This window comes from Kitasatospora cinereorecta (genome assembly GCF_024172095.1).
GTDB lineage: Bacteria > Actinomycetota > Actinomycetes > Streptomycetales > Streptomycetaceae > Kitasatospora > Kitasatospora cinereorecta.
In genome coordinates this window covers 454,025-473,558 of the sequence record NZ_JAMZDX010000002.1, presented here as the reverse complement: position 1 = coordinate 473,558, position 19,534 = coordinate 454,025, and the positions used below count along the sequence as shown (strand labels likewise).

Here is a 19,534-nt window from a genome sequence, read left to right as displayed (position 1 = left end):
CAGGGGCGCGAGGAACTGCGCCGCCGGCCACCGCTCTACGTGAGTGCATGGCCGGTCGCGCAGTTCCTCGCGCCCCTACGGCTTAAAGGGCCACGCCGAGGAGGGCGTCGACCGTGCGGGAGACGAGGCCCGGGGCGCCGATGTCCTCGCCGCCGGTCTGCTCCTGGAGGGCGACCCAGCGGTCGACGGCGGCCAGGGCGGCCGGGGCGTCGAGGTCGTCGGCGAGCGCCTCGCGGACCTCGGCGAGCATCGGCTCGGCGGCGGGCCCGTCCGGACGGGAGACGGCGGCGCGCCAGCGGGCGAGGCGGGCCTGCGCGGACTCCAGGTCGGCGTCGGTCCACTCCCAGTCGCTGCGGTAGTGGTGGCCGAGCAGCGCCAGCCGGATCGCGGCCGGGTCGACGCCCTCGCGTCGCAGCGTGGAGACGAACACCAGGTTGCCGCGCGACTTGGACATCTTGTGCCCGTCCAGGCTGACCATGCCGGCGTGCACGTACGCCTGGGCGTACGGGTGCTCGCCGGTGGCGACCTGGGCGTGGGCGGCGCCCATCTCGTGGTGTGGGAAGGACAGGTCGCTGCCGCCGCCCTGGATGTTGAAGGACATGCCGAGGTACTGCAGCGCGATGGCGACGCACTCGATGTGCCAGCCGGGCCGGCCGCGGCCGAGCTCGGTCTCCCAGGCGGGCTCGCCGGGACGGGCGGCCATCCACAGGAGGGCGTCGAGCGGGTGCTTCTTGCCGGGGCGCTGCGGGTCGCCGCCGCGCTCGGCGAAGACCGGGAGCATCTCCTCGCGGCCGAGGCGGGAGACCTTGCCGAAGCGGGGGTCGGCGTCGACGGAGAAGTAGATGTCGCCGTCGAGGTCGTACGCGGCGCCGCTCTCCAGCAGCTTCTGGACGAGCGGGACGATCCACGGGATGGACTCGACGGCGCCGATGTAGTGGGCCGGGGGGAGCATCCGCAGTGCGGTCATGTCCTCGCGGAAGAGCGCGGTCTCGCGCTCGGCGAGCTCGGTCCAGTCCTGGCCGGTTTCGATGGCCCGCTGGAGCAGCGGGTCGTCGACGTCGGTGACGTTCTGGACGTAGAGGACGTCGTGGCCGGCGTCCTTCCAGACCCGCTGCACCAGGTCGAAGGTGTTGTAGGTGGCAGCGTGGCCCAGGTGGGTCGCGTCGTAGGGGGTGATGCCGCAGACGTAGAGGCGGGCGGTCGGCCCGGTGGGCACGACCTCTCGGACACTGCTCGTGGCGGTGTCGTGGATGCGCAGGGGAAGCCCCTGACCGGGCAGGGCGGGAACCTCGGAGGCGGGCCAGGCATGCATGTCACCGACTCTAACCTCGCGATCATTTGAAAGACCAACCAGTGCCCGGGTTCGGCTGGATTCCGCTCGTCCGGGTTTCGGATCGGTATCAGACCGGCGGCCAGGGAATAGACGGCCAGTCAGCCGACGGCAGCGGGTGGCGGCCGGTGGCGATCAGCCGGCCGGTCCGGGCGCGGAGTGCGTCCAGCTCGGCCGGGGTGAGGTGGGGGGCGAGCCGGGCGGCGAGCGGGCCGTCCAGGTCGGCGGCGAGGCGGTGCAGTACGTCGAGGGCGTCGGGCGGCAGCGGGGTGTCGGCCCAGCCCCAGAGCAGGGTGCGCAGCTTGTCGGCGGCGTTGAAGGTGACGCCGTGGTCGATGCCGTAGATCCGGCCGTCGGCGGCGGGGATCCAGTGGCCGCCCTTGCGGTCGGCGTTGTTGAGGACGGCGTCCAGGACGGCCAGGCGGCGCAGTCCGGGGTCGTCGCGGTGGACCAGCAGGGCGGTCCGGCCGCCGCCGACGTCGGCGCGGACGATCGGCAGCCAGCCGTCGTCGGGACCGGTGGGGTCCTGGAGGGCGAGCAGTTCGGGAGCGTCCGGGTCGGGCTCGACCCAGAGCTGGACCATGCCGGGGCCGTGCGGACCCTCGCGCAGCACGGTGGGCGGGATCAGCGTCCACCCGGTGGCGGCGGCGAGTTCGTACGCGGCCACCTCGCGGCCGGCCAGGGTGCCGTCGGGGAAGTCCCAGAGCGGGCGCTCGCCGGCGACCGGCTTGTAGACGCAGGGCGCGGTGAGGCCGTCCAGGGTGGCAGTGCAGTAGAGGACGGCGTTGGAGGCGTCGGTGAGCCGGCCGTGGACGGTGAGTTCGCCGTCGCGCAGCAGGGCGAGGGCGGCCGCGGTGTCGGCGGCGAGCGCCGCGCTGGTGGCCGGGTCGGTGCCGGGCACCTCCCGGTCGTCGGGCCCGAGGCCGCCGTCGGGCTCGGTCTCTGGAAGGCCGGTGTCCACGGTCAGCGCCGGTAGCCGTTCGCCCGGGGGCAGAGGTGGCCCTCGGGGTCGAGCGGGAGGTTGCAGAACGGGCAGGGCTTGCGGCCGGAGGCGACCAGTTCCAGTGCGCGCTTGGCGAACACCCGGGCCATCGCGCCGCTGAGCCGGACGCGGAGCATGTCGGGGCCGTTCTCGTCGTCGAAGACCGTCTCCTCGGCCTCGGCCTCCGTCTCCTCGGTCTCCTCGGTCAGGGCCTGCGCCTCGACCACCAGGCACTCCTGGGAGGTGTCCCAGGCGAGGGCCATGGTGCCGACCCGGAACTCCTGTTCCAGCGGGAGGTCGAGCGGGGCACTGTCGAGCATCTCGGCGGGGGCGACGGCGGGGATGGACGTCTTGCCGCCGGCCCGCCGCAGGGCCTCGTCGAGGACCTCCTCGATCCGCTCCGCGAGCGCGGCGACCTGGCCCTTCTCCAGCAGCACGCTGGTGATCCGCCCGCGGGAACTGGCCTGCAGGTAGAAGGACCGCTCGCCGGGTCGGCCGACGGTGCCGGCCACGAAGCGCTCGGGCTGGTCGTAGAAGAAGACCTGACGGGACACTCTCTCGCTCCGGGTCGGGAAATCGGGGACGTCTGGGGGTGCGCTCTCACCGCAAACCCTACGCGGTGCCGGTCTCCCCGCCGACCGTCGCGTCGCCACTGGGCACGGCCGGATCGGCGTGATCGCGGCGGGGCGCGAGGGAGCCGAGACCGCCGGTGTCGCCGAGGCGCAGCAGGAACGGACGATGCGGGGTGTAGCGGATCGCGGTGATCGAGCAGGGCTCGACGGAGATCCGCTGGAACTGGTCGAGGTGCAGGCCGAGGGCGTCGGCCACCACGGCCTTGATCACGTCGCCGTGGCTGGCGGCGAGCCAGACCGCGTCCGGGCCGTGCTCGACGGCGATCTTGGCGTCCCACTCGCGGACGGCGCTGACGGTGCGGTGGCTGAGTTCGCGCAGCGACTCGCCGCCGGGGAAGGCGGCGGCCGAGGCGTGGTCCTGGACGGTGCGCCAGAGCGGCTCGTCGGCGAGTTCGCGCAGCGGGCGGCCGGTCCACTCGCCGTAGTGGCACTCGCCGAGCCGCTCGTCCAGCGCGGCCGCACCCAGTTCCGGGCGGGCGGCGAGCAGCGGCTCCAGGGTCTGCCGGCAGCGTTCCAGCGGGCTGCTGACCACCTGGGCGAGCGGGATGCCGGCGAGCCGCCCGGGCAGCTCCTCGGCCTGGGCCCGGCCGGCCTCGTCGAGGTCGACGCCGGGGGTCCAGCCGGCCAGGATCCCGGCCGAGTTGGCGGTCGAGCGGCCGTGGCGGACGAGCAGCAGCGTGGGCATGCGCCCAAGCCTAGAGGCTGTGCTGCGACCACGGGAGGCGTCCGTCCCTGCGAGCCATAGACGGACGCCGCAACGGGCGGGACGCGTGTGCCTTCAGTGGAGGTGCCACCGCTCCCGGGCGGAACACGCGAGAATGGGCGCATGATCGTCGATTGCGCCGTGTACCGGGACGGCCACCGCACCGAGGGGCCCGAGGACTTCTCCGATGCCTTGGACCTGGTGCGCTCCTACGGGGACGGCTTCGTCTGGATAGGGCTCGCCGAGCCGTCCGCGGAGGAGTTCGACCTGGTCACCGCCGAGTTCGGACTGCACCCCCTGGCGGTGGAGGACGCCGTCACGGCCCACCAGCGGCCCAAGCTGGAGGCGTACGACGACTCGCTGTTCATGGTGCTCAAGACCATGGGCTACGACCCGGACGGGCACGCGGTCTCGATCGGCGAGGTGATGATCTTCCTCGGCGACGGCTACGTGATGACCGTGCGGCACGGCTCCGACCGGCCGCTGAACGAGCTGCGGCGCGAGCTGGAGAAGCAGCCGGACCTGCTGCGGCAGGGTCCGGCGGCGGTGCTGTACGCGGTCTTCGACCGGATCGTGGACGACTACGTCGAGGTGGCCGCCTCGCTCGGCGGCGACCTGGACGAGCTGGAGGCCGACGTCTTCGCCCCCGGCCGGGTCCGCAACGTGGCGGAGCGGATCTACAGCTTCAAGCGGCAGGCGGTCCGCTTCCGCAAGGCCACCTCGGCGCTGACCGAGCCGGCCGAGCGGCTGAGCGGCGGCGTGGTGCCCTTCGTCCCGGCCGAGCTGCGCCCCTACCTGCGGGACGTGGCCGACCATCTGGCCAAGGTCAACGAGGCGGTGGACGGGCTGGAGCGGCTGCTCTCCGACATCCTCAGCGCCAACCTCGCGCAGGTGAGCGTGCAGCAGAACAACGACATGCGGAAGATCTCGGCGTGGGCGGCGCTGGCCGCCGTACCGACCATGATCGCCGGTATCTACGGGATGAACTTCGACCACATGCCGGAGCTGCACCAGCCCTGGGGCTACCCGGCCGCGGTCGCGCTGATGGCGCTGGTCTGCCTCGCCCTGCACCGGGCGTTCAAGCGGGCCGGCTGGCTCTGAGGCACGTGTACGCCGCGCCGCGGCCGTCGGGGCTTCATACCGACGGCCGCGGGCAGTCGGGGGTCAGGCCAGTCCGGCCAGCTCCAGCGCCTCGACGCCGGTGCGCAGCGCGGTCATCCGCTCCTCGAGGGTGAAGCCGGCCGGGGCCAGGGTGAGGGTGGTGACGCCCGCGTCGGCGTACGCCTGCATCCGGTCGGCGATCCGCTCCTTGGTGCCGAGCAGCGAGGTGGCGTCGATCAGGTCGTGCGGCACGGCGGCCGCGGCGGCGTCCTTCTCCCCGGCCAGGTACAGCCGCTGGACCTCGGCGGCCTCCGCCTCGTAGCCCATCCGGCAGGCCAGCTGGTTGTAGAAGTTCTTCTCCTTGCTGCCCATGCCGCCGACGTAGAGCGCGGTGTACCAGCGCTGGGTGTCGGCGAGTGCCTTGACGTCCTCGCCGACCGAGACGGCGACGGTGGCGCAGAGGTCGAAGCCGTCCAGGGTCAGCCCGGCCTTGGCGCGCCCGGCGCGGAGCTGGTCGACGGAGAGGGAGGCGTGCTCGGGCGCGAAGAAGATGCCGAGCCAGCCGTCGGCGATCTCGCCGGTCAGCTCCAGGTTCTTCGGGCCGATCGCCGCGATGTACAGCGGGATGTGCTCGCGCACCGGGTGCACGGTCAGCTTGATCGGCTTGCCGGGGGCGCCGGGCAGCGGCAGCGTCCAGTTGGCGCCGTCGTGCACCAGGCGCTCGCGGGACATCACCTTGCGGATGATCTCCACGTACTCGCGGGTGCGGGCGAGCGGCTTGTCGAACTTGACGCCGTACCAGCCCTCGGAGACCTGGGGTCCGGAGACGCCGAGGCCGAGCCGGAAGCGGCCCCCGGAGAGGGTGTCCAGGGTGGCGGCGGTCATCGCGGTCATCGCGGGGGTGCGGGCCGGGATCTGGAAGATCGCCGAACCGACGTCGATCCGCTCGGTCTTCGCGGCGACGTAGGAGAGCACCGTGGCGGCGTCCGAGCCGTACGCCTCCGCGGCCCAGCAGACCGCGTACCCGAGCCGGTCGGCCTCCTGGGCGACGGCGATGTTGTCGGCGTCCATGCCGAGGCCCCAGTAACCGAGGTTGATACCGAGTCGCATGTGCGTGCCCAAGCCCTTCCAGTCGGTGGTGCCGCCACCGTAACCGCGCGGCCGCCCGCCATGCTACTGGCCGGTAGGAACAGATTCGGTCACCTCCGGCGAACCGGACCGCGACGCGTCCCGCGCGCCCGCCCCTGCGGGTCGCGCCGGGCGCGGCCCGATTCGCCGATACGCTCGGCCCGCACGGGGGAGGACCTCTCCCCACCTGCGCGTTTACGTGTTCGAGGGCAGACGGAGGGCCATCCGTGGAACAGCGAAACCTCGGCCGGACGGGACTGCGGGTCTCCCGGCTCGGGCTCGGCACCATGACCTGGGGCCGGGACACCGACGAACACGAGGCCGCTGAACAGCTCAAGGCCTTCGTCGACGCCGGCGGCACCCTGGTCGACACGGCCGACGTCTACGCCGACGGCGGCGCCGAGTACCTGCTCTCCCGGCTGACCGACGGCCTGATCCCGCGGTCCGAACTGGTCATCGCCACCAAGGCCGGCTCCACCACCACCCCCGGCCGGTTCGACGCCTCCCGCGGCCACCTGCTCTCCGCCCTCGACGCCTCGCTGCGGCGGCTGGGCACCGACCACGTCGACCTCTGGCAGGTCCACGCGTACGACCCGCAGACCCCCACCGAGGAGACGCTGCACGCCCTCGACCTGGCCGTCTCCTCCGGCCGGGCCCGCTACGTCGGCGTCGTGGGCTTCAGCGGCTGGCAGCTCGGCAAGGCCGCCGCGTGGCAGCTCGGCCACCCCGGCCGGGTGCCGCTGGCCGGCACGCAGATGGAGTACTCGCTGCTCCAGCGCGGCATCGAGCGCGAGGTGCTGCCCGCCGCGCTGGACGCCGGGATCGGCCTGATCGCCTCCTCGGCGCTCGGCCGCGGCGTGCTCACCGGCAAGTACCGGCACGGCGTCCCGCCCGAGTCGCGCGGCGCCTCGCCGCACCTCGCCGGCTTCGTCCAGCCCTACCTGGGCGAGCGCTCCCGCCGGATCGTCGACGCCCTCGCCACGGCGGCCGACGGCCTCGCCTCCACCCCGCTCAAGGTCGCCCTGGCGTGGGTCCGCGACCGCCCCGGGGTGGCCTCCACCCTGCTCGGTGCCCGCACCGCCGCCCAGCTGCAGACTTCACTGTCGGTCGAGGCCCTTACGCTTCCGGGTGAGATCCGCGGTGCGCTCGACGACGTCTCGGCGCCGGTGCACCGCTACCCGGACCAGGGCTGGACGGAGCTGTAGGCGGCCGGCCGTTAGGAGTTGCCCACCATGACCGAACCGGAGCGCACGACTCCCGAGCAGCACGCGGGCACGGTGGCCGCGCTCGCCGAGGCGATCCGGGCGGTCGGCTCGTCGGGGTCGTCCGGCCCGTCCGGCCCCGCTGCGGCCGCCGGAGGGGACCCGGCCGCGGCCGACGGACCCACCGCCGCCGGCGCCGCCGCCGCGGGCGACGACGAGCAGCGCGCCGCCGCGCTGCGGGCCGCCGCCGAGGTGCTGACCGCCGGCGGCGCCCCCGCCGCGCTGGCACCCGCCGCCGTCGCCGAGCTCGGCGAGGGCGCCGCCGCGCTGCTGCGCGAGGACCCGTGGGCCGTGCTCACCCTCCCCGGCGTCCGCCCCGAGCAGGCGGACGGCTTCGCCCGCGGCCTGCTCGGCGCCGGGGCCGGCCCGGGCGACCCGCGCCGCGCCCAGGCGCTGGTGCCCTGGCTGCTGGAGCAGGCCGCCCTGCGCGGCCACTCGGCGCAGGAGATCGGCGAGGTCGCGACCGGCCTGGAGCGGCTCGGCCTGCCCGACCCCGCCACCGCCCTGCAGGCCGTGGTCACCGACGGCCGGGTGATGGCCTTCCAGGAGGAACTGCCCGGACGCCCCGGCGCGAACGACGAGGACGAGGAGCCGCCGACCCGCACCGTGCTCGCCCTGGAGCGCCTCGCGCTCGCCGAGGAGAGCCTGGCGGACGGCCTGGTCCGGGTGCTCTCCACCTTCGCCCCGGGCTCGGACGAGGAGTACGAGGCCGCTGGCGGGGCCGTCGTCCAGGACAGCGACGACGGCGAAGACGAAGACGAACGCGCCGAGGACGAGGGTCCGGCGGCGCCGGCGGTACCGGTGCAGCCCGGCCCGACCGCGTGGGAGGAGGCGGCCGACGCGGCCGGGTCGTCCTCGGCGAAGGCGCTGGTCCGGGCCGTCGCCGAGAGCGGCGTGGTGCTGCACACCGGCGGCGAGGCGGCCCGCGCCGAACTCGCCGCCCTGCTCCACACCGCGCACGGCCTCGGCCTCCGCACCTGGGCGGCGACCTGGACCGAGCAGGGCCGCGACAGCCTGCGCGCGATGCTGCCCGAGGGCTCGGCCGCCACCGACCGGGTGGCCACCCTGTCCGGGCTGCTGGCCGGCACCGCCGGTCCCGGCCGGGCCGAGGACGGCACCCTCGCCCTGGACGTCCTGCTGGTCCTGGACGCACCGCTGCTGGACGTCGAACTCGCCGCCACCCTGCTGGAGGCGCTCGCCGACGGCACCCGCCTGGTGCTCAGCGGCGACCCCGGCCAGCTCTGGTCGGCCGGTCCCGGCCGGTTCTTCGCCGACCTGCTGGCCGCGAAGGTCTGCCCCGCGGTGGCCTCCCGGACGCCCGACTTCGGCCCGATCGGCGAGCTGGTCTCCGGCATCGGCATCGGCGAGCTGTCGACCGTCGAGGCGCCCGACAAGGAGGTGGTGATCCTCGCGGTCAAGGACGCCGGCGAGGCCGTCCACCGGGCCGTCCAGCTGCTCGCCGACTCCATCCCCCGGGCGCTGTCCATCCCGTCCGAGCAGACCGTCCTGATCGCCCCCGGGCACGGCGGCGACGCCGGCACCCGGGCGCTGAACGCCGCCGCCAAGGCCCGCCTCAACCCGGGCCCCGGCCGGTTCGGCGGCTTCGACCCCGGCGACCGGGTGGTCCACTCGCCCGCGCTCGGCCTCACCCTGCCCGGCCGGGTGCTCGACGGGGACGCCACCGGGCTGCACCTCGAACTCGCCGACGGCGAGCGGATCACCCTCACCCCGGCCCAGGCCGGGCGCCTGCGCCACGGCTGGGCCGTCACCGCCCACCAGGCCGTCGGCCGGCGCTGGCCCGCCGTGGTCACCGTCCTGCCCCAGGACGCCGCCGCCGGCCTCACCCGGCAGTGGCTCTACACCGCCTTCGGCCGCGCCGAGAACCACCTCTCGGTGGTGCACGCCGCCGGCCCGGCGCTCGCCCAGGCCGTCGCCGAACGCCCCGCCCAGCCCCGCACCACCCGCCTGCGGGCCGTCCTCACCGAGCAGTGAGCCCGGGGAGGTCCCCCCACCGGAGAACGCCGCAGGGGCGCGGTCACCCGCGCCCCTGCGGCGTTCCCGGAGTCGACCCGGCGGGTCAGCCCTCCAGCGAGTCCAGCTCGTCGTCGTAGACCTCGCTGACGTCGAAGCGGCAGATCAGCAGCTCCGGATCGGCGGTGTCGAACGGCTCCGGCAGCCACTCCCCCGGCTCGGACGGCTCGGCGGCCGACACCCACAGCGTGGAGTCGCCCTCCTCCAGGCCGAACTCCTCCGCCCGGGCGGCGATCTCGTCCGGTTCGTACTCCCCGAACACCACCCCGATCGCCGCCGTCACACCGCTGCCCTCGCCACCACCGGGAGTGAGCGAGGAGTCCACCCGCTCGGCCTGCTCGCGCAGCCGCTTCGGGTCGGTGATCAGGTAGTCGCGGCGGATCAGCACGCTGATCGCCTCCGGGTGGTCCGGCCCGTGGTAGGCCCCGCCGGACTCGTCGCCCGGGACCTCGAACGGGGTCACCTCGTCGTACACCTCGTACAGGATCTGGTCGTAGGCAATCGCCGCCGCAGCGAGCTCCTCGTACGCACTGGCGACAGCGGGATCCCCTGCCTCGACGGTGCTGGAGACAGCCTGCAGATGGCGGTCGATCGCGGCCTTGACCGCCTCGGCGGCGGCCCGTACCTCGGTAATGGTCAGCTGCGCGGCATCAGACATGGTGCAGACGCTATCCCCACCCGACGACGACACGCACAGCGGTTGTCACCTACGGCCGCTAAGAAGCTATCTCATTTGGGCTTGTAGGCTGCTCTCGTGACGATCGTGGAGCGGCTGGTACCGGACGAGTTGTGGGAGCTGTTCCAGCGGGTGGTGCCAGCGGCACCGACGCGCCCGCAGGGCGGTGGCCGACGCCGGCACGGGGACCGCGAAGTGCTTGCGGCGATCGTGTTCGTGGCGACATCGGGGTGCACGTGGGCCCAGTTGCCGCCGTGTTTCGGCCCGTCCGGGCCGACGGCCCACCGGCGCTTCACCGAGTGGACCGCGGCCCGGGTGTGGGCCAAGCTCTATCGTCTGGTCCTGGACGAGCTCGGCTCGCAGGGTGAGCTGGACTGGTCGAGGTGCGCGGTCGACTCCGTGAACATGCGGGCCACGAAAAAGGGGACCTGACGGGTCCGAATCCTGTCGATCGGGGCAAGTTCGGGTCAAAGATCCACTTGCTCACCGAACGCACCGGTTTACCCCTGTCGCTGGCGATCTCCGGCGCAAACCTGCACGACAGCCAGGCCCTGATTCCGCTCGTCGAGGCGATCCCACCGATCCGCTCCCGCCGCGGCCCCCGGCGCCGCCGGCCCGGCAGGCTCCACGGCGACAAAGCCTACGACCACCGCTTCATCCGCTCCTACCTGCGACGACGACAGATCACGACCCGCATCGCACGCCGCGGCATCGAGTCCTCCAGCCGCCTCGGCCGGCACCGCTGGGTGATCGAGCGGACCGTCGCATGGCTGGGCGGCTTCCGTCGGCTCCACCGCCGCTACGAACGCAAAGCCGACCACTTCGCAGCCTTCGCCACCATCGCCGCGGCACTCATCTGCCATCGCCGGCTGGCCAAATGAGATGGCTTCTAATTCACGGCAAGTTCCGCCCTGATGTCCGATCCGGGTGGTTCTGCGCACACCTCCGGACCGGCCGGAACACCACCCGAAGGCGTTGCGGGCGCCCCACGGGGTATCCATTTCCTCGGCACCAAAACTGATTGACGCTCAGATCGGAGGACGACAGGCTCACCCCGGGGGCCCGCCCCGGCGGGACCACCGGCACGGGCACGACCGGCCGCAGGGCCATCCGCAGGTCGTACGCTTGCAGGCAGCGCACCGCAGGAGGAGATGCATTGATCCCGACCAAGCCGGTCAGGCAGCCGGAGTACGAGTACCAAATGCTGCGCCTTCCGCGCGGCACCAGCCGCAACGCCGCCCGGCAGCTGCTCACCGAGCACGCCGAGTACGGGCACTGGGAGCTCGACCGGCTCCGCCTCTTCCCGGACGGGAGCCGGACGGTCCGCCTCAAGCGCCGGATCATCCGCCAGGTCCGCAACTGGTAGCACCACCCGCCGCGAGGGCGCAGCCCAGCGGCTGAGCGCCCACCCGGCGCCCCGCGTCCCTGCGCCTCTGAGCCGGGCGACGGGGCCCGCCTCGCGCGCGCACGTCCCCAGGACATCAGCGGGCCACCGAGCCCCCTCGTCGCGCCCCTCCCGCACGTCACACGCCGCGCGCCGCAGGCCCGCAACCGTCGAAGGCCGGACCGCCGGACCGCCGCCTCCCTCGCGACCGTCCGGTGGCCCGGCCTGTTCGACCGGCGGCGTCAGCCGGCTCAGCGGCCGGCGTTCACCCGCGAGCGGCGGTAGAGCACGCCGCCGCCGATGAGCAGCAGCGCACCGGTCGGGGCGAGCAGCTCCAGCCCGGAAGCGCCGGTGGAGGCGAGCTGGTCGCGGACGGGCGCCGCGGCCTCGACGGTCTGGGTGCTGCTCCCCGTCCCGGTGGAGGAGACCGGCGTCACGGTGGTCGGGGTCCCGCCGCCGGTGCGGTCGGTGCCGGTGGACGGGGTCTCCGGGACGCTGGTGGGCGGCGGGGTGTGGTCACCGGTGGGCGGCGGGGTGTGGTGGTCCGGCGGGCAGTCGTCGCCGTGCGACGGGGGCGGCGTGGTCGGCGGGTGGGCGGTGGTGGACCCGTGGTTGCCGCAGTCGTTGCCGAAGGCCGGGTTGCCGATGCCGACCACGTTGACCGAGTTGCCGCAGGCGTCGACCGGGGCGCTGATCGGGGCCTGCACGTGGTTGCCGGAGACGACGCCGGGCGAGTTGGTGCTGGAACCGCTCGCGGACGAGCCGGAGCCCGCGTGGGTGCCGCCGCCGTGGCCGCCCCCGGACTGGTTGGAGCAGTCGTTGCCGTACGCCGGGTTGAGCAGGCCGATCACGTTGATGGTGTTGCCGCAGGCGTTCACGGGGAGGTCCACCGGGGCCTGCACCGAGTTGCCCGAGCCGACGCCGGGCGAGTTGGCGGCCGTACCGTGGGCGTCGCTGCCCGCGGCGTACGCGTAGCCGGCCGTGGAGGCCAGAACGCTGCCGGTGGCCATGGCCGTGAGAAGGCCCTTCTTTGCGACCTGTCGCATGGACTCCCCTGACTTCTTCTTCTGATTGTCGGAATTCCTGACGAGACCCTCGCCGGTACAACAGACAACGACCGACTCGCCAATTGGATCGGCCGGATGCAGTCCGTTCATCAGATCGAGTGACACGCCGGAAACCCAGGTCGACGCCGACCCGAACGAGTGGTCGCGCCGGAACGGCACGCGCCCCCAGGCGGTGGCAGAAACCACCGCGCGGGGGCGCGTGAGTGACGTGACCGTCACCAGCGGACGGGATCCGCTCAGCCGTTCATGCAGTGGTTGCCGAACGCCGGGTTGAGCAGGCCGATCACGCTGATCGTGTTGCCGCAGACGTTGACCGGCACGTTCACCGGGATCTGAATCAGGTTGCCCGACAGCACGCCCGGGGAGCCGGCGGCCACACCCTCGGCGGAAGCCCCGCCGTGAGCGGCCGCGGCACCCGCGCCGGCCAGCACCAGGCCACCGGTGGCAGCGACAACGGCAGCGATCTTCTTGGCCTTCATGTGTTCCTCCTGGTCGATGGCGCAGCCCGTTCCCCCGGACTGCAAATGGGTGAACGAGGGCACCGCGAACGGGGTACGGCAGCGATCACGCATTCACTCTCAACGGTGATGGCTCGCACATTCACTCGACCTGGAATTACCGGCAGAAGCGTTCCTCCGACCCGGGTTTCCGCTGTCCCAAATCATCCCCTCCGACAATGCGGCCGGCCGGGCAGACCGACCGGGCAGACCGTCTCAGCAGGCGTCGAGGAAGCGGTCCAGCACCCGGACGCCGAACTTCAGACCGTCCACCGGCACCCGCTCGTCCACCCCGTGGAACATGCCGGCGAAGTCCAGGTCCGGCGGCAGCTGCAGCGGCGCGAAGCCGAAGCACCGGATCCCGAGGTCCTGGAACGACTTGGCGTCCGTCCCGCCGGAGAGGCAGTACGGCACGGCCCGGGCGATCGGATCCTCGGCGCGCAGCGCGGTCTGCATCGCGTCCACCAGCGCGCCGTCGAAGGTGGTCTCCAGCGCCTTGTCGTAGTGCAGGCTCTCCCGCTTCACCCGGGGGCCGAGCACACTGTCCAGCTCGGCCAGGAACTCCTCCTCGTAGCCGGGCAGGAAGCGGCCGTCCACGTGCGCGGTGGCCTGGCCGGGGATCACGTTGACCTTGTAGCCGGCGCCCAGCATGGTCGGCTGGGCGGTGTTGCGCAGGGTGGTGCCGATCATCTTGGCGATGCCGCCGAGGACGCGCAGCGTCTCGTCCATGTTCTCCGGGTCGAGCGGGACGCCGAGCGCGTCCGACAGCTCGTCCAGGAAGGCGCGGACCGTCTTGGTGATCCGCAGCGGGAAGGTGTGCCGGCCGAGCCGGGCCACCGCCTCGCACAGCTCGGTGATCGCGTTGTCGTCGTTCTCCATCGAGCCGTGCCCGGCCCGGCCCTCGACGGTCAGGCGCATCCAGTGCATGCCCTTCTCCGCCGTCTCCACCAGGTAGAGCCGCACCTGGTCGTTGACCGTGAAGGAGAAGCCGCCGACCTCGCCGATCGCCTCCGTGACGCCCTCGAACAGGTCCGGGTGCTTGTCGACCAGGAAGCGGGCGCCGTAGGTGCCGCCGGCCTCCTCGTCCGCGAGGAAGGCCAGCACCAGGTCGCGCGGGGGCTTGCGGCCGGTGCGCAGCCGGTCGCGGACCACCGCGAGGGTCATCGCGTCCATGTCCTTCATGTCCACCGCGCCGCGGCCCCAGACGCAGCCGTCCGCGATCTCGCCCGAGAACGGGTGGTGGGTCCAGTCCGCCGCGTTGGCCGGCACCACGTCGGTGTGCCCGTGGATCAGCAGGCCCGGCCGCGAACGGTCCTCCCCCTCGATCCGGACCACGGTGGAGGCCCGGCCCTTCGCCGACTCGTAGATCTTCGGCTCCAGGCCGAACTCGGCGAGCTGCTCCGCGACGTACTCCGCCGCCTTGCGCTCACCCGGCCCCGAGCCGTCGCCGTAGTTGCTGGTGTCGATCCGGATCAGGTCGCGGCAGATCTCGGCGACCTCCGACTCGGCCGTCACCGTGCGCCCGCTGCCCTCGCTCATGCTTCCACCTCGTGCTTCCAGCTCGTCGGTTCCGCCATCCTCCCCCAGCACCCCCGCCACCCCAAGGCCCAACCCGCGGATCCAAGCCGAGCCGGGCCCTCGGGGGGCGGTTTTGGGACTCGAACCCGATCTTTGCTACTGTTACTCATGTCAGCGCGGCACGGAGCCGCGAGGACGACACCCCGTCCGGGTGGCGGAATGGCAGACGCGCTAGCTTGAGGTGCTAGTGCCCTTTATCGGGCGTGGGGGTTCAAGTCCCCCCTCGGACACCATCATCGAAAGACCCCAGCTGAGCTGGGGTCTTTCGGCTTTTCCGGGCCTGCTCCCCGGTCCGTGGACATCACCCTGGCGAATGGTGGCGAAGGCCGGGATGCGGGGCTCGCGGGGTGGCGGGCGCGACATGATCGTCCGCATGACGACCAAGCACATCGGGATCTTCGGTCTGCCGATCCGGGACGGTCAGACGTTCACGCTCTTCGCGGACTACGAGACCGGCATCCCGGGCGCGTGGCCGCGGACGGTCAGGGTCGCGGTGCGCGGGCGCGCCTGGACGGTCGCCCGGGTCTGGTTCGTCGATCCGATGGAGAGCCGGATCCACGGTGCGCGGCACTCGGCGGTGAACGAGGACGAGGCGCTGCTCGAGGCGTGGCGGGAGATCGAGAGCCTGATCCGCGAGGGCTACAGCCTCAGCCCCGAGTCGTGGGACCTGCGGCTGCGGCGCGACGACGCCGAGTTCCCGGTCTGGCTGGAGGACGAGTACGGGGACGAGGAGGACGGGGACGAGGACGGCGCCCCGGTGTGAGCGCGGGCACCCGGCGCCGGTCAGCGGCGGCAGGCCGCCGCGAGGACCAGCAGCAGGATCGCGATCCCGAGCAGCTGGAGGCAGCCGAAGCCGCGGTCGGGGCCGCCCCGGTCGACCTCGACGTGGCCGCCGGGCGGGATGCCGGGATGCTCGGCCGCGTAGTGCTCGATCTGCCGCTGTGCGGCCTCGGACTCGGTGAGCCAGGGGGTGCGGTGGCTGCACTCGCCGCACCAGTAGCGGTGGGCCATGGGGACTCCTCGGGTCGGTGGGCCGGATGGTGCGGGCCGTGCGAGCCCGGGCAGCGATCGTGGAGGTCGCGCCGCTGCGCCGGACAGGCCAGGGCACCGGCCAACTGTGGCCGGTCGTCACGGTAGGCTCACGAACGGCCGCGGCGGCGAGAAGAGGGGCGCCAAGTGACGGATCAGCTCGGCACGTTGTTACGCGGGCTGCGCAATCGGGCGGGGCTGACGCAGGAGCAGGTCGCGGAGCGGTCGGGGGTGAGCGTCCGCACCATCCGGCGGTTGGAGACCGGCAGGTCGACCGACCACCGGATGGGCACGGTGAACCTGCTCGCGGACGCCCTGGAGATCGGCCCCGACGACCGGAAACAGCTCTCGGACGTCCTCGCCGGGACCGAGACCGCGGAAGTGGGCAGGACCGACGCCGGGGCCGGGGTGCCCGCGGAGCCGTCCGCTCCCCCGCCCGCGGCTGCCCCTCGGGCCCCCGCCGCACCGCCGGTGCACCCCGCGCTCGCCGACGCCGCACTGGAGTTGGCGACCGAGGTGCGGCGCCGGTGGCGGGACGAGGAGGCGCAGCGACGGATCGCCCATCCGTTCCCGCTGCCGGTCCGGTGGCGGCCGGCGCCCGCGGAGCTGACGGACCGTGCGGAGAACGTCCAGCGGCTCGGGCCGGGCGGGGTGCCGCGGCAGCTGGACCTGAGCGGTGATCTGCGGAGTGTGGCGGAGGTCTACCGGCGGGTCTCGTCCGGCCGGCTGGTGGTGCTCGGCCGGGCGGGATCCGGCAAGTCGGTGCTGACGATCAGGCTGGTGCTGGACCTGCTGGAGGCGCCGGCCGCGGTCGGTGGCCGGGTGCCGGTCGTGTGCGGCCTCGGTCCGTGGGACCCGAAGACCGTCGCACTGCGCGACTGGCTGATCGCCCGCCTGCTGCGCGACCACCCGCATCTGGCCCGACGGGGCCCCGGTCGCGGCTCGCTGGCCGCCGCACTGGTGGACGCCGACCTGATCCTGCCGGTGCTGGACGGGTTCGACGAGATCGCGGAGGGGCTGCGGCGCGAGGCCCTGGAGGCGCTGAACGCGTCCACGATGCCGCTGGTGCTGACCAGTCGGCGCGAGGAGTTCGCCGAGGCGGTCCGGGCGGCGCACGCGCCGCCGGCGTGGGCGGCCGGCATCGAGCTGACCGATCTGACCCTCGACGACCTGGGCTCCTACCTGCCGCGGACCGACCGGACGACCGCCCCCGACGGCGAGCCGGGCGGCGGTTCGGTGTGGGACGGGGTCCTGGACGCGCTGCGCGACCCGCGGACCCCGGGCGGGGCGAACCTCGCGGCGGCGCTGACCACCCCGCTGATGGTGAGCCTGGCCCGCACGATGTACAGCGACGCACCGGACCGGGACCCGGCCGAGCTGCTCGACACCGCACGCTTCCCGACCGTACGGGCGCTGGAGGAGCACCTGCTGGCGGGGTTCCTGCCCGCGGTCTACCGGCCCGCCGTCCCGGAGCCGGACGCCCCCGGCCCGCGCCGGCGAAAATGGGACCCCGAGCGCGCCGAGTACTGGCTCGGGCACCTCGCCCAGCACCTGGTCCGGCTCGACCGCGACCAGCAGGACCTCGGCTGGTGGCAGCTCGGCGACACGGTGCGGCGCTCGACCCGGGTCCTGGCCGTGGTGGTGGCGACCGCGCTCGCCGTCGCCCTGCCGAACTGGCTGGTGTATCCGCTGGTCACCGCCGGCGGGATCGGCGAAGCCCTGCTGCAGGGCAGTCTGATGGGCCCGGTGGCCGGGGTCGCCTTCGGGTCCGTGTACGCGGCGATGCTCGCGGTCGGCAGCGGGAGGGCCCTCGAACCGACCCGGGTCCGCCTGCGGCTGCCGGGCCGCCGGGGTGGCGGTCGCCGGTCGGTGCGGACCTTCGGCCGCCGGTTCGTGGACGGGCTGCTCGGCGGCTCGGTGATGGGCGTCGGCTGCGCCTGCGCCCTCACGTTGGAGCGCGCGCTCTATCCGGGGATCCCGATCACCGATCCGGCGGTGATCGAGGCCACCCTGATCAACATGCTGTGCTTCGGGCTGATCTTCGGCCTGGCCGCCGGGCTGGTGTTCGGGCTGGTGGCCGCGCTGGAGGCGCCCGTCGACGTGGCGTCGGCGGCGACTCCGGCCGATCTGCTGGCCACCAATCGCAGGGCGGTGGTCCGCCAGGTCCTGGTGCTGGCACCGGCGTTCACCCTCGTGATCGCCTTCGGCGGGCGCCTGGTCGTCGACGCGCTGCAGGGCTGGCTCGGACCGCTGAACTGGCGGCTCTCGGACGCGCTGGTCATCGGTACGGTCGCCGGGCTGGGCGGCGGGCTCGCGTACGCCCTCGCCTTCACCGCCTGGGGGCAGTGGCTGGTGCTGTCCCGGGTGTGGCTGCCGTTGACCGGCCGGCTGCCCTGGGATCCGGAGGCCTTCCTGGACGACGCCTACCGGCGCGGGGTGCTGCGCCGGACGGGGGCGGTGTACCAGTTCCGGCACCTGCGGTTGCAGCACCACCTCGCCCACACCTTCCGCCGGCGCCGGGCCGGCTACGCACCGGCCCGCTTCCCCTCCACCGACGCCCGCACCGGGGCCCCGACCGCGGACCCGAGCGGGACGTCCTGACGGTCGGCCATATCTGGCCGGTGGCTTGACCTGTCCACCACAGCCGGTCCGGACCAGCATCGGAGCAGCCACCAACCCGTGGCGTGGGATGACCACCCGTCGATGGAGGAATCCGATGAAGTCCATACGTCTGACCGCGGCCGGCGCCGCGCTGGTGCTCGCCGCCCTGGCCGGGATCGGCCCGGCGCACGCCGACACGCCGACCGCGGCCGGTCTGCTGCAGGCCGGTGCGCAGCAGGGGGTGGCCGACGGCTACCCCGGGGTGATCGGCCTGGTCCGCCGGGGCGACGAGGCGCAGTACGTCCACGCGGGGGTGGGCGACCTGGCCACCCGGGTCGCGGCGGATCCCCGGGCGCAGTTCCGGATCGGCAGCAACACCAAGGCGTTCACGGCCACCGTGCTGCTCCAGCTGGAGGGCGAGCACCGACTGTCGCTGGACGACACCGTGGACCACTGGCTGCCGGGCGCGGTCGCCGCCAACGGCTACGACGGCACGAAGATCACCATCCGTCAGCTGCTCAACCACACCTCCGGCCTGCCCGAGTACGCCAAGGACGCCGGCTTCGCGCTCACCTACGCGCTGAACACCCAGCCCAACCGGCCCTGGCCGCCGCAGACCCTGGTGGACCTGGCGCTCGCCCAGCAGAAGCCGTCCGCCGCGCCGGGGACGAAGTGGAGCTACGCCAACACCAACTACGTGCTGGCCGGCATGGTGATCAAGGCGGTCACCGGCAACGACGCGGCCACCGAGATCCGGCAGCGGATCGTCGAACCGCTCGGCCTGCACGACACCACCTTCCCCACCGCCGACCCGGCGCTGCACGGCACGTACCTGCACGGCTACGAGTACCCGGTGGTCGGGATCGTGATCCGCGACGTCACCGTGTCCGACGTGCAGACCTTCGGGCCCGCCGGGGCGATGGTGTCCACCGTGGACGACCTGGCCGCGTTCTCCCGGGCGCTGGTGACCGGGAAGCTCCTGGCACCGGCGCAGGAGGCCGAGCTGAAGACCACCGTCCCGGTGACGGCCGACGGCACCGTCGGGTACGGCCTGGGCATCATCCACGTGCAGCTGCCGTGCGGGCAGTGGGCCTGGAACCACAACGGCGCCGTCCTCGGCTACTACAGCGACTGGCTCACCAGCGAGGACGGCAGCAAGCAGGTGGTGCGCGCCAACAACGAGTTCCACCTGATGGCCGGGACGAAGGGCCAGCAGGACACCGGCAAGGCCACCGTCGACGCGTTCTGCGCGCTGTGACCCCGCAGCGAAGGCCCCGGCCGCAGGCCGCCTCCGACAGCACGGCCTGAACGCGGACATGAGAGCGGGTCGGGACCGATTCGGTCCCGACCCGCTCTCACCTTCCCCCTGGTGCCCCTGCAGCCCCCCACAGCCCCCCGTGGGCGTCCGGCCCCCGCCGTTGTGCGGCGGGGAACGGTGTGTCAGGTCCAGACGGTGTCCCGCTGAGCGGCGGTCGATCGACGGTTCATCGGCGTTCCTCCCCCGTGGTCTGCCGCCTCGATCGGTGCGGCGTC

At 73.4% G+C, this 19,534-nt stretch carries 18 protein-coding genes and 1 tRNA gene; 9 read left to right on the top strand and 10 right to left on the bottom strand.

Annotated elements, in window-relative coordinates; translation table 11 throughout:
* Nucleotides 1–82: 82 nt before the first annotated feature.
* From mshC to FHR36_RS09035, 4 genes are all read right to left on the bottom strand, one after another.
* Entirely contained in the window at nucleotides 83–1,312 is a 1,230-nt protein-coding gene (mshC, locus tag FHR36_RS09050) for a cysteine--1-D-myo-inosityl 2-amino-2-deoxy-alpha-D-glucopyranoside ligase (RefSeq protein WP_253795506.1), read from the bottom strand.
* 88 nt (nucleotides 1,313–1,400) lie between these two features.
* Complete coding sequence (locus FHR36_RS09045; RefSeq protein ID WP_407660824.1) at nucleotides 1,401–2,231, bottom strand: SCO1664 family protein; 831 nt, start codon at nucleotides 2,229–2,231, stop codon at nucleotides 1,401–1,403.
* A gap of 62 nt (nucleotides 2,232–2,293) precedes the next feature.
* On the bottom strand, nucleotides 2,294–2,866 hold the full coding sequence (locus FHR36_RS09040) for a DUF3090 family protein (RefSeq protein ID WP_253795503.1): 573 nt from the start codon (nucleotides 2,864–2,866) through the stop codon (nucleotides 2,294–2,296).
* Nucleotides 2,867–2,924: 58 nt separating this feature from the next.
* On the bottom strand, nucleotides 2,925–3,629 hold the full coding sequence (locus FHR36_RS09035; RefSeq protein ID WP_253795501.1) for a histidine phosphatase family protein: 705 nt from the start codon (nucleotides 3,627–3,629) through the stop codon (nucleotides 2,925–2,927).
* Nucleotides 3,630–3,770: 141 nt separating this feature from the next.
* Here FHR36_RS09035 and FHR36_RS09030 point away from each other — a divergent pair, with 141 nt between their 5' ends.
* Nucleotides 3,771–4,748, top strand: a complete 978-nt coding sequence (locus FHR36_RS09030) for a magnesium and cobalt transport protein CorA (RefSeq protein ID WP_253795499.1) — start codon at nucleotides 3,771–3,773, stop codon at nucleotides 4,746–4,748.
* 63 nt (nucleotides 4,749–4,811) lie between these two features.
* Here FHR36_RS09030 and FHR36_RS09025 read toward each other — a convergent pair whose 3' ends face one another.
* Nucleotides 4,812–5,858, bottom strand: a complete 1,047-nt coding sequence (locus tag FHR36_RS09025; protein ID WP_253795496.1) for an LLM class F420-dependent oxidoreductase — start codon at nucleotides 5,856–5,858, stop codon at nucleotides 4,812–4,814.
* 245 nt (nucleotides 5,859–6,103) lie between these two features.
* Between FHR36_RS09025 and FHR36_RS09020 the strand changes: the two genes are divergently transcribed.
* Together FHR36_RS09020 and FHR36_RS09015 are read left to right on the top strand one after the other, a co-directional pair.
* Complete coding sequence (locus FHR36_RS09020; protein WP_253795494.1) at nucleotides 6,104–7,081, top strand: aldo/keto reductase; 978 nt, start codon at nucleotides 6,104–6,106, stop codon at nucleotides 7,079–7,081.
* Nucleotides 7,082–7,108: 27 nt separating this feature from the next.
* Entirely contained in the window at nucleotides 7,109–9,130 is a 2,022-nt protein-coding gene (locus FHR36_RS09015) for a helix-hairpin-helix domain-containing protein (protein WP_253795492.1), read from the top strand.
* 85 nt (nucleotides 9,131–9,215) lie between these two features.
* Here FHR36_RS09015 and FHR36_RS09010 read toward each other — a convergent pair whose 3' ends face one another.
* Nucleotides 9,216–9,827, bottom strand: coding sequence for a hypothetical protein (locus FHR36_RS09010; RefSeq protein ID WP_253795490.1), 612 nt, complete (start codon nucleotides 9,825–9,827; stop codon nucleotides 9,216–9,218).
* Nucleotides 9,828–9,929: 102 nt separating this feature from the next.
* Here FHR36_RS09010 and FHR36_RS09005 point away from each other — a divergent pair.
* A protein-coding gene (locus FHR36_RS09005; protein ID WP_253796714.1) for an IS5 family transposase occupies nucleotides 9,930–10,726 on the top strand; the annotation gives its coding sequence in 2 pieces (ribosomal slippage) (nucleotides 9,930–10,266 and nucleotides 10,266–10,726; 798 coding nt in all).
* Between the two features lie 278 nt (nucleotides 10,727–11,004).
* A complete protein-coding gene (locus FHR36_RS09000) occupies nucleotides 11,005–11,211 on the top strand; it encodes a DUF5703 family protein (RefSeq protein ID WP_308199323.1) in 207 nt (68 codons plus the stop codon).
* A gap of 269 nt (nucleotides 11,212–11,480) precedes the next feature.
* On the opposite strand, the gene FHR36_RS08995 is transcribed toward FHR36_RS09000, so the two are convergent.
* From FHR36_RS08995 to FHR36_RS08985, 3 genes are all read right to left on the bottom strand, one after another.
* Nucleotides 11,481–12,275 carry a chaplin gene (locus tag FHR36_RS08995; protein ID WP_253795487.1) on the bottom strand — a complete coding sequence of 265 codons (795 nt, stop codon included), beginning with the start codon at nucleotides 12,273–12,275 and terminating at the stop codon, nucleotides 11,481–11,483.
* Between the two features lie 257 nt (nucleotides 12,276–12,532).
* Nucleotides 12,533–12,775: a chaplin gene (locus FHR36_RS08990; RefSeq protein ID WP_253795485.1), complete on the bottom strand. Its 243-nt coding sequence runs from the start codon at nucleotides 12,773–12,775 to the stop codon at nucleotides 12,533–12,535.
* Nucleotides 12,776–13,009: 234 nt separating this feature from the next.
* On the bottom strand, nucleotides 13,010–14,332 hold the full coding sequence (locus tag FHR36_RS08985) for a M20/M25/M40 family metallo-hydrolase (RefSeq protein ID WP_253795483.1): 1,323 nt from the start codon (nucleotides 14,330–14,332) through the stop codon (nucleotides 13,010–13,012).
* 184 nt (nucleotides 14,333–14,516) lie between these two features.
* Between FHR36_RS08985 and FHR36_RS08980 the strand changes: the two genes are divergently transcribed.
* A tRNA-Leu gene (locus FHR36_RS08980) sits at nucleotides 14,517–14,604 on the top strand.
* 140 nt (nucleotides 14,605–14,744) lie between these two features.
* A complete protein-coding gene (locus FHR36_RS08975; protein ID WP_253795481.1) occupies nucleotides 14,745–15,134 on the top strand; it encodes a hypothetical protein in 390 nt (129 codons plus the stop codon).
* Between the two features lie 20 nt (nucleotides 15,135–15,154).
* On the opposite strand, the gene FHR36_RS08970 is transcribed toward FHR36_RS08975, so the two are convergent.
* Complete coding sequence (locus FHR36_RS08970; protein WP_253795480.1) at nucleotides 15,155–15,382, bottom strand: hypothetical protein; 228 nt, start codon at nucleotides 15,380–15,382, stop codon at nucleotides 15,155–15,157.
* Nucleotides 15,383–15,547: 165 nt separating this feature from the next.
* Between FHR36_RS08970 and FHR36_RS08965 the strand changes: the two genes are divergently transcribed.
* Nucleotides 15,548–18,001 carry a helix-turn-helix transcriptional regulator gene (locus FHR36_RS08965; RefSeq protein ID WP_253795479.1) on the top strand — a complete coding sequence of 818 codons (2,454 nt, stop codon included), beginning with the start codon at nucleotides 15,548–15,550 and terminating at the stop codon, nucleotides 17,999–18,001.
* 115 nt (nucleotides 18,002–18,116) lie between these two features.
* On the top strand, nucleotides 18,117–19,259 hold the full coding sequence (locus tag FHR36_RS08960; RefSeq protein ID WP_253795478.1) for a serine hydrolase domain-containing protein: 1,143 nt from the start codon (nucleotides 18,117–18,119) through the stop codon (nucleotides 19,257–19,259).
* Nucleotides 19,260–19,534: the final 275 nt, after the last annotated feature.

Bases quoted from the DNA above. Each gene is read 5' to 3' on its own strand.
- FHR36_RS08995 (WP_253795487.1), bottom strand. From the start codon at position 12,275: ATGCGACAGGTCGCAAAGAAGGGCCTTCTCACGGCCATGGCCACCGGC.
- FHR36_RS08990 (WP_253795485.1), bottom strand. From the start codon at position 12,775: ATGAAGGCCAAGAAGATCGCTGCCGTTGTCGCTGCCACCGGTGGCCTG.
- FHR36_RS08985 (WP_253795483.1), bottom strand. From the start codon at position 14,332: ATGAGCGAGGGCAGCGGGCGCACGGTGACGGCCGAGTCGGAGGTCGCC.
- FHR36_RS08975 (WP_253795481.1), top strand. From the start codon at position 14,745: ATGACGACCAAGCACATCGGGATCTTCGGTCTGCCGATCCGGGACGGT.
- FHR36_RS09035 (WP_253795501.1), bottom strand. From the start codon at position 3,629: ATGCCCACGCTGCTGCTCGTCCGCCACGGCCGCTCGACCGCCAACTCG.
- FHR36_RS09015 (WP_253795492.1), top strand. From the start codon at position 7,109: ATGACCGAACCGGAGCGCACGACTCCCGAGCAGCACGCGGGCACGGTG.
- FHR36_RS09025 (WP_253795496.1), bottom strand. From the start codon at position 5,858: ATGCGACTCGGTATCAACCTCGGTTACTGGGGCCTCGGCATGGACGCC.
- FHR36_RS08970 (WP_253795480.1), bottom strand. From the start codon at position 15,382: ATGGCCCACCGCTACTGGTGCGGCGAGTGCAGCCACCGCACCCCCTGG.
- mshC (WP_253795506.1), bottom strand. From the start codon at position 1,312: ATGCATGCCTGGCCCGCCTCCGAGGTTCCCGCCCTGCCCGGTCAGGGG.
- FHR36_RS09030 (WP_253795499.1), top strand. From the start codon at position 3,771: ATGATCGTCGATTGCGCCGTGTACCGGGACGGCCACCGCACCGAGGGG.
- FHR36_RS08960 (WP_253795478.1), top strand. From the start codon at position 18,117: ATGAAGTCCATACGTCTGACCGCGGCCGGCGCCGCGCTGGTGCTCGCC.
- FHR36_RS09010 (WP_253795490.1), bottom strand. From the start codon at position 9,827: ATGTCTGATGCCGCGCAGCTGACCATTACCGAGGTACGGGCCGCCGCC.